Source organism: Geomicrobium sediminis (genome assembly GCF_016908595.1).
Lineage (GTDB): Bacteria > Bacillota > Bacilli > Bacillales > Marinococcaceae > Geomicrobium_A > Geomicrobium_A sediminis.
On the sequence record NZ_JAFBEC010000002.1, the window covers coordinates 455,176 to 467,244 of the forward strand.

Sequence of the window (12,069 nt, forward strand, 5' to 3'; positions counted from 1 at the left end):
CTATGAGCGGCTTTCATGATTGGCAAGCGTTGCAAGCGTACGTGCCATAACTCCAGTTCCACCTTTTGGCCCCATCGGAGTGACACGATCAAGGAACGATGTGCCAGCGATATCAAGGTGTACCCAAGGTGTATCTTTTACGAAGGATTCGATAAACAATCCAGCAGTAATGCTACCTGCCAGTCGCCCTGGAGCGTTATTTAAGTCGGCAACATCGCTTTGACGTAACATCTTGTAGTAACGTGGATGTGTTGGGAAACGCCAAATGTCTTCACCTGATTCAATTGCAGCTGTCGCCGTACGATTGTAAAAGTCATCGTCATTTGATACGGCGCCTGTAATTACATCGCCAAGCGCGACAACACAAGCACCTGTAAGCGTTGCTACATCAACAATCTTCTTAGCGCCAAGATGTTTTGCATAGGACACACCGTCTGCAAGCACGAGGCGACCTTCTGCATCAGTGTTCGTTACTTCAATCGTCTGCCCATCAAAGCTGCCGAGCACATCTCCAGGTCTCATCGCTTTTCCGTTTACCATGTTTTCCGTAGACGGAATCACAGCCATAACATTAATTGCAGGCTTCGTCTCAGCAATGATCTCCATTGCACCGAGAACAGCCGCCGCGCCACCCATATCTGACTTCATCGTTTTCATACCTTCAGGCGGCTTCATTGAATAGCCACCGGTATCATACGTTAATCCCTTACCGACAAACGTTAACGGCTCATCCCAATTTTCTAGCCCCTGATAGCGTAACACGATCATTTGTGCAGGCTGGTCGCTTCCTTGGTTTACAGCAAGCAACGCATGCATACCCATTTCTTCAAGCTCTTCGTTGCCGAGTACTTCAAATGAGAGGTGATCGTGACGGCTAGAAAGCGCACGTGCTTCTCCTGCTAGTGCAACAGGCGTTAAATCATTTGCGGGGATGTTTACGAGTGTTCGCGCGAAGTTAACACCTTTAGCAATCGCAGTTCCAACGTTGATCGCCTCGTCATGTTGTTCTGCACAATAAAAAGTGTACGTTCTAGCAAGCGTGTCATGCTTATTGGTCTTGTACGCTTCAAACGTATACGTCGCGGTATGAGCCATTTCAGCAGCCGCAGAAATGACCGTTTCCGTGTCTGATGTATGGTCAATAAATGTGTCTAAAAGCACATCAATGTGCGCTTCTTTCAATTTATGAGCAGCTTGAAATCCGCTACCGAGTGCTTCTTTCGTTGCGATGATGTCTTGTTCTTTTGAAGAACCTTTCCCGACAAAAATCAACGTTTTGAACGTTTCATTAAACGGGATCGTAAATGACGTTAGTTCGCCAGACTTGCTACGGATCCCCCCAGATTCGTGCTTGTTCTGAATTGGCTTTATCCAGTCGCCACTTGCGTTAAGTAGTTGATCAGGTAACCTTTGTTCACCTTCTCCTACGCCGATAATAATGACACTCCCATTAGAAGCCTCGTCCCAATTGCTAGCAAAATTAAACATGATTGTAATATCCTCCATTGGTCATTTTGTGCTAAATGAGCGTAAAAATATAGGAAGACTTCCTGCCAAGTAGCAGCAAGCCTTCAGCTCGTTGTTAACCAACGCTCTTTCCTATATGATACCCTCTTTTTTGAGTTCATCAACCGTTTCTTGATTAAAATCAAAAGTTTCAGCCAAAATGTCTGACGTCTGCTCGCCTAATAATGGAGGAGCGTAACGAACTGGCAACACTTGCCCATCCGCTAAAATTGGATTACGAACCCCATGATACGTTTCGACTGTCGGATGTGGCGCACTAATTTTCATATTGCGGTGTACTACTTGTTCATGTTCAAATACTTGCTCGATGCTATTAACTGGTCCACAAGGAACTTTCTTTTCAGCAAGTAATTCTGCCCATTGATCGGCATCTTTTCGTTTAAACTCCGCTACTAAGATCGCTCGAAGTTCGCCTCGATGTTGAACACGATCACCATTCGTTAAGAAGCGTTTGTCATCCGCTAATTCTGGGCGACCAATCACTTCTGTAAGGGCTCGATACATGCGATCATTACCTGCAGCGATCATCAATGGTTTATCGGCACATGGAAACGTCTCATAAGGTGTAATGTTTCCATGGGCATTACCAGCTCTCTTTGATACGTGTCCTTCATTCAAGTAGCTACTTGAAATGTTACCTAAAGAGCTCACTTGTACGTCTAACAACGAAAGATCAATATGCGCCCCGATCCCCGACTGATCTCGTTTTCTTAAGGCACCAAGAACGCTCATACAAACATAGTGACTCGTCATAATGTCCACAACCGGTGTACCTACCCGTGTAGCTTCACCGTCGGTTTCACCCGTTACGTCCATTAGTCCGCCTATTGCCTGAATGACCGGGTCGTAACCCGGATGAGTATGATACGGTCCATCTTGACCATAACCTGTGATTGAGCAGAGAATTATGTCTTCATTCACTTCTTTTAGACGATCATAACTAAGACCGAGCCGCGCCATCGTACCTGCCTTGAAATTCTCAACAACAACGTCAGCGTCTTGTACGAGTTGTAAAAACAGCTCACGACCACGCTCATGCTTCAAATTTAACGTCATGGAACGTTTATTACGATTCGCTGATAAATAATAAGTGCTTTCACTGTTCGTAAACGGCCACCAATGCCGAATATCATCACTGCCTCCAGGCTGTTCGATCTTTAAAACATCAGCGCCAAAGTCTGCGAGAAGCATCGTTCCAAGTGGTCCTGCTAGAACACGCGAAAGGTCTAAGATTTTTATCCCGTTAAGTGCGTCGTGCATCGTTCTCCCTCCCGTTCGTTAGTCTTGGTGTACAGTAGATTTTTCGAACGGCCACGCTGGTAACATTTTGCGAAGAGGTTTGTCTTCTGTGTAGCCAAGTGCATATTTTGCTTGCATCACAGTATGGATCTCTCTCGTACCTTCATAAATAACAGGTGCTTTTGAGTTTCTTAACAAACGCTCTGCTGGATACTCGTTTGAGTAGCCATAGGCACCATGGACTTGCACGGCATCGTTTGCAGCTTCATTTGCAAAGTTACACGATTGCCACTTTGCAAGAGACGTTTCTCTCGTGTTTCTTACGCCAGCGTTTTTCAGTTCACCAGCTTTAAATACGAGCAAGCGACTCATTTGAAGTCCAGCTTCCATTTTTGCAATCATTTGTTGGACGAGCTGGTGTTGCCCGATTTCTACACCGAACGTTTTACGCTCGTGGCAATACGCGACAGAAGCTTCAAGGCTCGCCATAATTAGACCACATGCCCCTGCTGCAACGGTAAAACGACCGTTGTCGAGTGCGGACATCGCAATCTTAAAGCCTTCGCCTTCTTCTCCAAGAAGGTTCTCCGCTGGAATCTTCACGTTATCAAAGAAAATCTCTCCTGTGTTACCGGCACGAATACCGAGTTTTCCTTTGATCGCTTTTGAACTAAAGCCTTCCCACTCACGCTCTACGATGAATGCAGAAATCCCACTATGGTTTTCGTTTTTGTCACCTGTGTACGCAAACACGAGGAATGTATCCGCAACATCACAAAGTGAAATCCACGTTTTGGAACCATTCAACACGTAGTGGTCGCCATTTTTCTTAGCTGTCGTATTCATCGCTTTTACATCAGAGCCTGCGTTTGGTTCCGTTAACCCGAAAGCCCCGATTTTTTCACCTTTGGCAAGTGGTGTTAAGTATTTTTGTTTTTGTTCTTCTGTTCCCCATTGTAAGATCGTCATACTGTTTAAGCCAATGTGAACAGACGCTGCTGTACGAAATGCTGTATCGCCACGTTCAAGCTCCTCACAAACAATCGCAAGTGTGTTATAGTCCATGCCACTTCCACCGTATTGTTCTGGGATACAAATACCCATGAAGCCGAGCTCTGACATTTTGTCTACAACGCTACGCTCGAAATGCATGTTTGCATCCCACTCAGCGATGTTCGGCATAATCTCTTTATCTACAAAGTTCCGCACTGTCTTTTGAACCATTTGTTGCTCTTCACTTAAATGAAAATCCATACGACTCAGCTCCTAATATTATGAATAGTTTTGAAAGGAGGACAGCAAAAAGCCAGTCTACTCCCCTGAAAAGTAAACTGGCTGTCAGTCCCAGAGAATTGCCATGGCTAGGCAACATAAGACTTGAACAGTTCATCATTTGAATTCATCATACCTTTGAAAGCGCTTATTGTCAATCTTGTCAGAATTATCTTGCCATCACATACGCTTTCGCCATTAATTCCAAAAAACGATGAATACTCTCTTCCGTATGCGTCATACTCATTAAGATCTGATGAACTTCTTTTAAGTCTTCTTCAGAAGAAATTAAAATCTCACCGATAATATAGTCACTTTCCATCCAATGAAAAACCCCATCTAAAAAAAAGGAATAGACGCGGGGCTCTTCTGGAAATTCACTAAAGAAATGAACAATCGACGATAAATAGTTATTTTCCTCACTCACACCGCTTAGCCCCTCACCTCAAATTGCATACACTACTCCTAAATTATGCAATTCAGCATCATGAGTGACGGTTTCTATACATCGAATTAACGTTAAGCATATGACGTAAGTGTTGGTGAAAAGGCAACGTATGTTTTGCTGATAATGCACGTTTGGCTGGGTCGCACTTCCCATGCGTTCATTGGGCTTGGTCCGGGTTCCTTCTGTCTTGCTACACGCCACCACGCTCTTGCTACACGCTACCACGCTCTTGCTACACGCTACCACGCTCTTGCTACACGCTACCACGCTCTTGCTACACGCTACCACGCTCTTGCTACACGCTCACTCGCTCTTGCTACACGCTCACTCGCTCTTGCTACACGCTACCACGCTCTTGTTACACGCTACCCCGCTCTTGCTACACGCTACCCCGCTTTTGCTACACGCTACCCCGCTCTTGCTACACGCTACCCCGCTCTTGCTACACGCTACCCCGCTCTTGCTACACGTTCCCGCGCTCTTGCTACACGTTCACTCGCTCTTGCTACGCGCACCATCACGCTTGATCCGCGCAATAAAAAAAGCCAAGAAGAGCTCCCCCTTCTTGGCTTTACGCTAGATATTTTCCGTGACAGACGGTTACGGCTTCGCCACGCATCCAGACGTGGTCGTCTTTTGATGACCATGTGATGTAAAGGTCTCCGCCTGGTAAGTGGACGATTACTTCTTCGTCTTTTTTGCTCTGGCCGTTTAAGACGGCTGCAACGACCGCAGCACATGCGCCGGTTCCGCATGCTTGTGTGATGCCGCTTCCTCGTTCCCATACTTTAAAGTTCATCTCACGTTCACTAACCATTTGAACCCATTCTACATTTACACCTTCAGGAAATACTGAAGATTTCTCAATAAGCGGTCCAAGTGTTGATACTGGCGCTTTTGAAATGTCATCGGTAAACATAATAATATGAGGATTACCCATCGAGACACCTGTCATTGAAAATTGGTGATCTGCTATTGCAATTGATTCGTTAATCGTCTGCTCAGCACCATTCCCCGTCATCGGCAAGTCTGATTTCTTCAGTCTAGGCACACCCATATCAACGGTAACCATCTTCACTTGATTCGCATCGTCTGGATGAACTTCGGCTTCAACTTCACCACCGAGCGTTTCAATGGTAAACGTTGTCGAGGTGACAATGCCACGATCGTAGACGTATTTGGAAACACAACGCAGACCGTTTCCACAATTCTTCGCTTCTGAACCGTCGTTGTTAAAGACACGCATCCTCACATCAGAACCTTCAGATGGCAAAATTAAAATTAAACCGTCAGAGCCAATTCCTGTATATGGATTAGAAACAGCGATCGCTGTTTTTGGTAAATCTTGTTCACTCGGAATTGCATCGTTAAATCCATCGAGGTAAATGTAGCTATTACCGAGTCCATGTAACTTCGTAAACTTCATCTGCGAACCCTCATTTTCTTTGTCGTTCTGATGTCCAAAAATAATCCTCATCCGCTTGCAAAATCGTAATTCGGTAATTGCAACACGGCATGATCAATTGTGTTTTTACATTATCAAAAGCATCTTGTAGTTGTTCAGTCTTTAAAAACGTTAACACATTGCTGTCGCCACAATCTGGACATTCATGTAAGTAAACGTCTTCGCCTACTTTTTCATACGGCCACGTATTTTCAAAAGGCAGTAGCTTCATCGTAAACTCTCTCCTTTAGAATCATCAGTCGTTCTTCGTTCCAAGTGCTTGGTTGATAAACGTTCGAAGTTCCTTTTTCTGTTCATCGATTTCTTTTTCGTCAGTTTGGTCATATAAATACGCCTGCTCTGCGCTCGTCTCAATGGTGCCGATTAAAAGCTTCGCTGTACGTTTGGCATTCATTTCTTGTCGTACTTCTTCCCGCCTAATCGCATTCTCTAGTACATCGCCAAGCCATTCGTAAAATGGCTCATAAATCTCTTCCCATTGTTGGAGGTATTCTGTTGAAGAAAGACCCGCATAGACGAGTGAATGAACATCTCGATATTCTTTCGTATGTTGATACATCACTTCAACTAAGTCGTCCAGTTGTGTCTTAAAAGGGTCGTCTGTGTTAATTTGTTTACGAATGTCTGCGACGAGTATTTCAATGAGAACATCCGCAATTGCAGGCATTATCGCTAGCTTCGATGGAAAATACAAGTAATACGTTCCTTGTGCAATGCCAGCCGCCTTCACAATATCAGAAACTTTCGTTCGTTCTATTCCTTTTTCTTTAAACACTTCAATCGCTGCTTGAACGATTTTGTCTTTTTTACTCATCTTTCTCCCCCCTGACCTTAAAGAAAGTCCGGTCGCCTCGTTTAGACTCCGGACTTTACACATTCATTACAGCCAATCTTCTTCTTCAAGATACTGATAAATATCATCTATTAACTCATCTGTTTGTTGGCTTTTAATAATCTTGCCCTCTACTCTAGCATATCGATGGTCTCTACACATTGTACATTGCCCGAGACAACCACGTTCTACAACATCAATATTCGGATCACGCGACAACTCTTCCATAACTGAATGGGTGCCTTCTGCGACATTCGACATGCAAAATTCTACAAGAGGATACATTCGTCCTCACCTACCTACCGCTATCGTATCTCGGACGCAGAAGATCGTCAATTCATTCTAAGTTTTGTTCGTAAAAATTCATGAATGAGGATTCCATTGCACAGCGTGTGATAGAAGTTCCATAAAACTTCTCTAAATAATCAATCTTTTATTGTCATTACTACAGTTGTTGTCATATACAGATAGAATCGTTATAATTTAAGAGGTGTGACAATCTAATGATATTTTCTGTACATAAATGACAATTTGGGCGAGTAAGCAAACGCGTTGGTCGCCCATCATCACGTGCTATTTTTCTACCAAAGGAGTCCTGTAACATGAAAAAACTCGTTATATTGGGCGGCGGATATGGCGGCATGAAGATCATGCAGCAATTGAGCGCAAAAGATCTCCCCGAAGATTACGAAATGATACTCGTTGATAAACTTCCTTATCATTGTATTAAAACGGAATATTACGCACTAGCAGCCGGTACGGAATCAGATCATGACATTCGTGTTCCTTTTCCGAAACACGTTCGTCGGGTCTTTGGCAATGTCGATAACATTGATGTTCATAACAAAGAAATTACCCTTGTAGGCGATCGCGGTGAAGTCGAAACGCTTCAATACGACAAAATGGTCATCGGCTTAGGCGCTGAAGATAAGTATCACGGTGTTCCAGGTGCAGAGGAACATACACATAGTATCCAAAGCATGGAAAGCACACGAAAGACGTATGAAGCGATTAGTAATTTGCCTCCACGTGCAACGGTTTCTGTCGTTGGTGCTGGTCTTTCTGGTGTGGAACTTGCAGCAGAATTACGTGAAAGTCGTCAAGACTTAACGATTCATTTGTTTGACCGCGGTGAAACGATCTTACCAATGTTCCCACTACGTCTTAGCACGTATGTAAGCTCGTGGTTTGAAAAGCATGAAGTAGATATCATCAGCAATTCAAACATTACACGTGTATCCGAGGATGCACTGTTTAATCACGAAGAACGGATCGCTTCAGATGCCGTGATTTGGACTGCTGGCGTGCAGCCTGTAAAAGTCGTTCGTGACATTGAAAACATTGAAAAAGACCGAAAAGGTCATATTATCCTTACAAAACATCATCACATTCCAGATCATCCGGATACGTTTGTTGTTGGTGACTGTGCGAGCTTACCGTATGCGCCAAGTGGGCAACTTGCGGAAAAGCAAGGTGAACAAATTGTAATGATCTTAAAGAAGCAATGGGCAGGAGAAGAACTTCCTGAAACGATGCCTGAAATGAAATTAAAAGGGACGCTTGGTTCTTTAGGAAAGAAACAAGGGTTCGGAGTGATGGGAGACAAAGCTTCCGTCAAAGGACGAGTTGCGAGGATCCTTAAAAGCGGTGTGCTATGGATGTACAAATATCACAGTGGTGTATAAAAAATCAGCTAGGGAGTATTCCTCTCAGCTGATTTTTTGATTATGAATAATCTCATCCATTGTCTTGTAAATCGTCTTAACTTTCGGGTCTCCTTCAGCGACTACTTGATCATTGACCGTGATAAATGGATAAAAGCGATCTTCTTCTATAATTTCATTTGCTAGCTGTTCGTACCCTGACTTTGGTGCTTCAATATCAATGTATTCAAACGATAACGATTGCTCTGGATACTTCCGATTTAACAATGCTTCTAACCATTCCATCGTTTCTTTCGAAGAAGGTAAATTAACACAACTCGCACACTTACGCTCCGCACCATAAATGACAACTTCAATAGACATAGCGTTCCCTCCCAAACATTGACGATTTCTTCTTCCATCATACATCGTATTCATAAAAAAATAACCCTAAACATGGATTTTTATGAAGATGGGTATTATAATAGAGGATAAAGAAAGGAGTGTTTATGATGACAGAAACTGTAGACATCACTGGCCAAGTACAAGAAGTACTTGAAAAACTCCGCCCATTCCTACTCCGCGACGGCGGCGACGTTGAATTGGTTGATATTGAAGACGGGATTGTTAAAGTACGTCTAATGGGTGCTTGTGGAACTTGCCCTTCATCAACCATTACGTTAAAGGCAGGTATTGAGCGCGCGTTAGTGGAAGAAGTTCCAGGCGTTGTGGAGATTGAACAAGTATTTTAAGACCTATTCAAATGGGTTTTCTATTTAAGAAATCGCGCACATTGTGCGCGGTTTTTTTATGTTCCCCACTTTAATTCTAACGACATCGAACAACAGTCTGGGTTTTCAATGGTCTCAGTCGTTGTTGGAAGTAATAAAAGAAACCGTATACCCGTTGGTGTGTACTGAATGTTCGCCCTTGATGTGAAGCCAGGAATATTCTGGATCATTTGATCAACTTGTTGCTGATGCCCTTTCTGAGCTGTTTCAATGAGTTGTTTCGCAAACTCCCGGTTTTCTAACGACTTTAATAACACTTGGCTTTGCTGCAACAAAATTTGAAAACCACTCACAGACCCTTCTAAAATGGTCGTATCTACTGCTGGAAAGTTTCGGTATGCAGGATGGTGTTGATAATAATGATAAGGTGAGTACCATCGATACATAAACTACCCCCCCTGTAACTGTGCTTTCTTATCGTATGTGTCTTATTTCAAAAAGGTGAACAGCTAGGATATAAGCTTTACTGCACCCATCTCCATATAAAAACGGCTCCAATGTGTTAACCACATTGAAACCGTCTCTTATTATGATGTTAAGGCTACTGTGGGAGAGATCGAAACGAAAGAACCGTGATCACAAGGCTTAGCTGCACTGACCTCATAATCAGGATAATCTTCTTGAATACGCTTCGCTATTGCTTCTCCTTCACCGCTTGGTGCTAAACATAAGATTGTCGGACCAGCGCCACTAAGTGCCGCTCCATATACTCCGTAATTCAACACATCATCTAATGCCTCTGTTAACCCGGGGACTACTCCTATGCGGTACGGCTGATGGAATCGATCCCGGTTCATAAGCTCACCTGCAAGTGCAAAGTCACCCGTTAAAAGCGCTGCGACGAGAACATTCCCACATGCACTTCCTTCAATAGATTGTCGGTATGGTAACGTTTCAGGGAGTACCTCTCGCGCTTCTTTCGTTAACAGCTCAACACTTGGAACCATCAAAACAAGATCAACATCAGGCGAAGGTTGAGCCACCATCTTCGTCGATTTCTCCGTATGCATTCCGATTGTAAGTCCACCGTATAAGCATGCCCCAACATTGTCGGGATGCCCTTCTAGTATGCTCGCAAATCGTAATTTCTCTTCTCTCGTTGCATTCATGTGCACTAATTGATCAGCTAGCTCAATCGCCGCAATAATCGCTGCTGCTGAACTGCCAAGCCCTCTCGCTAAAGGGATATCCGATCGCATGTCAACGTGACAAGGTGGTAAAGCCAAGCATTTCGTTGCAGCGAATGCTCGCGCCACATTATAAACCATGTTCGTCTTCCCTGAAGGTATGCCTTCCAAATGGGGGGACGATGACGTGAACAACCACTCTTCACTCGGCCAAACATCTAAATGCAAGTACCGATTTACCGCAAGACCAATTGAATCAAACCCAGGACCTAAATTCGCAGAGCTTGCTGGAACACGGATCGTCATCGTCGCTTCGTTAGACGAGGGCGAGGTTCTGTTCTTCCAAGACATCTGCTGTCCCTCCTTCTACACGATATCGGCTCTTAATTGACGTCACGACATCTAACAACTTCAAGTCTTCAAGTGTCTGGTCAAAATCACCACGGGTCGTTTCGTGCGTAACGATCACAACTTCCGCTAACGCTCCTTGCTCAAATGGCGATTGAATTAACTTCTCAAAACTCACGTTGTTCTTAGAAAACACCGCAGTTATCGATTCAAATGCCCCTGCAACATCTTTGGCATGCAATCGAACGAAGAACTTAGCAGAAACATCACGCTCATCACTGATTTCAAGTGAAGTCGTACTTGAATCTTCAAGTGCATTCGCAGAAACGCCAAGACGTAGGTGACGAATGACGCTAACAACATCTGAAACGACTGCTGTTGCAGTTGGAAGTGAGCCCGCTCCAGGTCCGTAGAACATCGTCTCACCGACAGCATCACCGTATACATAGACGGCATTAAACTCATCATTAACCGTTGCAAGCGGGTGCTCATCTGGCACAAATACTGGCTCAACCGACACTTCTGCACCGTTTTCCTCTTTGCTTGCAAGACCAATGAGCTTCAACGTATAGCCTAGCTTCTTCCCATAATCAATATCGTCACTCGTCACTTCTGTCATGCCTCGCACATAGACGTCATCTAACTCTACTGACGTAGAGAAGCCGAGACGCGCTAAGATAACCATCTTACGGGCAGCATCAAGTCCACCAACATCAGAAGTTGGATCACTCTCAGCGAAGCCTTTTTCTTGGGCTTCCTTGAGTGCTTCGTCATAGCTCAAATCTTCTTTAGACATCTTCGTCAACATGTAGTTCGTCGTTCCGTTCACAATGCCAACGATCTTTGTGATTTGATCTGAGGATAACCCATCGTTTAACGCTCGTAAAATCGGGATCCCACCTGCAACACTCGCTTCATACATGAGCTCTACTTGGTTACGCTTCGCTCGTTGAAGCAAATCCTCACCGTGTAATGCCATTAAATCTTTATTCGCTGTCACGACATGTTTCCCTTGATCTAACGCTTTTTCAATAAGTTCCTTAGCAAGGGTAATGCCACCCATCACTTCGATAACTACGTGAATATCTTCATCTGTTACGACTTCATAGCCATCCGTCGTATAATCAACGGATTGAAATCCATGACCGTTCGCCTTTTCTAGATCACGAACAAGTGCCTTCTTAACGGAAATTTCATTCAATCCTGTTTTTTTGCACAATTTATGTTGGTGTTCAGTTATAATATGCATAATCCCAGTACCTACCGTGCCAAGTCCTAACAGTCCAATTGCAATGTGTTTGTTATCCATTCGGAATCCACCCCTGTTCGATCCATTGTTCTCTCTACGCGAACAATTGTCTTCATAATATGGACATT

At 44.0% G+C, this 12,069-nt stretch carries 15 protein-coding genes; 3 read left to right on the top strand and 12 right to left on the bottom strand.

Annotated elements, in window-relative coordinates; genetic code table 11:
* The 4 genes from JOD17_RS05210 to JOD17_RS05225 all read right to left on the bottom strand — a co-directional run bounded on the left by JOD17_RS05210 (position 1) and on the right by JOD17_RS05225 (position 4,465).
* Entirely contained in the window at positions 1-1,488 is a 1,488-nt protein-coding gene (locus tag JOD17_RS05210) for a leucyl aminopeptidase (RefSeq protein WP_204695985.1), read from the bottom strand.
* A gap of 111 nt (positions 1,489-1,599) precedes the next feature.
* Positions 1,600-2,787, bottom strand: coding sequence for a CaiB/BaiF CoA transferase family protein (locus JOD17_RS05215; protein WP_204695986.1), 1,188 nt, complete (start codon positions 2,785-2,787; stop codon positions 1,600-1,602).
* 18 nt (positions 2,788-2,805) lie between these two features.
* Positions 2,806-4,020 carry an acyl-CoA dehydrogenase family protein gene (locus JOD17_RS05220; RefSeq protein ID WP_042360320.1) on the bottom strand — a complete coding sequence of 405 codons (1,215 nt, stop codon included), beginning with the start codon at positions 4,018-4,020 and terminating at the stop codon, positions 2,806-2,808.
* A 187-nt stretch (positions 4,021-4,207) separates the two neighbouring features.
* On the bottom strand, positions 4,208-4,465 hold the full coding sequence (locus tag JOD17_RS05225) for a hypothetical protein (protein WP_042417750.1): 258 nt from the start codon (positions 4,463-4,465) through the stop codon (positions 4,208-4,210).
* Positions 4,466-4,609: 144 nt separating this feature from the next.
* Here JOD17_RS05225 and JOD17_RS05230 point away from each other — a divergent pair, with 144 nt between their 5' ends.
* Complete coding sequence (locus JOD17_RS05230; protein WP_204695987.1) at positions 4,610-5,137, top strand: hypothetical protein; 528 nt, start codon at positions 4,610-4,612, stop codon at positions 5,135-5,137.
* Here the strand turns inward: JOD17_RS05230 and dapF are convergent.
* From dapF to JOD17_RS05250, 4 genes are all read right to left on the bottom strand, one after another.
* Positions 5,058-5,912, bottom strand: coding sequence for a diaminopimelate epimerase (gene dapF, locus JOD17_RS05235; RefSeq protein WP_204695988.1), 855 nt, complete (start codon positions 5,910-5,912; stop codon positions 5,058-5,060). The genes JOD17_RS05230 and dapF overlap by 80 nt on opposite strands.
* A 10-nt stretch (positions 5,913-5,922) precedes the next feature.
* The gene (locus JOD17_RS05240) at positions 5,923-6,162 is read right to left on the bottom strand and encodes a hypothetical protein (RefSeq protein ID WP_042417747.1); all 240 of its coding nucleotides are present in this window, start codon (positions 6,160-6,162) and stop codon (positions 5,923-5,925) included.
* A 24-nt stretch (positions 6,163-6,186) separates the two neighbouring features.
* Positions 6,187-6,765, bottom strand: a complete 579-nt coding sequence (locus tag JOD17_RS05245; RefSeq protein ID WP_204695989.1) for a TetR/AcrR family transcriptional regulator — start codon at positions 6,763-6,765, stop codon at positions 6,187-6,189.
* Between the two features lie 66 nt (positions 6,766-6,831).
* Complete coding sequence (locus tag JOD17_RS05250; protein WP_042360315.1) at positions 6,832-7,068, bottom strand: DUF1450 domain-containing protein; 237 nt, start codon at positions 7,066-7,068, stop codon at positions 6,832-6,834.
* Positions 7,069-7,385: 317 nt separating this feature from the next.
* On the opposite strand from JOD17_RS05250, the gene JOD17_RS05255 reads away from it, so the two are divergent.
* Positions 7,386-8,468 (top strand): NAD(P)/FAD-dependent oxidoreductase, encoded by a 1,083-nt coding sequence (locus tag JOD17_RS05255; RefSeq protein WP_204695990.1) that lies wholly within the window; start codon positions 7,386-7,388, stop codon positions 8,466-8,468.
* A gap of 24 nt (positions 8,469-8,492) precedes the next feature.
* Here the strand turns inward: JOD17_RS05255 and JOD17_RS05260 are convergent, their stop codons facing one another.
* Positions 8,493-8,810, bottom strand: coding sequence for a DUF1462 family protein (locus JOD17_RS05260; protein WP_204695991.1), 318 nt, complete (start codon positions 8,808-8,810; stop codon positions 8,493-8,495).
* Positions 8,811-8,935: 125 nt separating this feature from the next.
* Between JOD17_RS05260 and JOD17_RS05265 the strand changes: the two genes are divergently transcribed.
* Entirely contained in the window at positions 8,936-9,178 is a 243-nt protein-coding gene (locus JOD17_RS05265; protein WP_238554380.1) for a NifU family protein, read from the top strand.
* A 56-nt stretch (positions 9,179-9,234) separates the two neighbouring features.
* Here the strand turns inward: JOD17_RS05265 and JOD17_RS05270 are convergent, their stop codons facing one another.
* From JOD17_RS05270 to JOD17_RS05280, 3 genes are all read right to left on the bottom strand, one after another.
* A complete protein-coding gene (locus JOD17_RS05270) occupies positions 9,235-9,603 on the bottom strand; it encodes a YuzC family spore coat inner layer protein (protein ID WP_204695992.1) in 369 nt (122 codons plus the stop codon).
* Between the two features lie 141 nt (positions 9,604-9,744).
* A complete protein-coding gene (thrB, locus tag JOD17_RS05275) occupies positions 9,745-10,695 on the bottom strand; it encodes a homoserine kinase (protein WP_204695993.1) in 951 nt (316 codons plus the stop codon).
* The gene (locus tag JOD17_RS05280) at positions 10,661-12,001 is read right to left on the bottom strand and encodes a homoserine dehydrogenase (protein ID WP_204695994.1); all 1,341 of its coding nucleotides are present in this window, start codon (positions 11,999-12,001) and stop codon (positions 10,661-10,663) included. The genes thrB and JOD17_RS05280 overlap by 35 nt, the downstream gene beginning before the upstream one ends.
* Between the last annotated feature and the right edge of the window lie 68 nt (positions 12,002-12,069).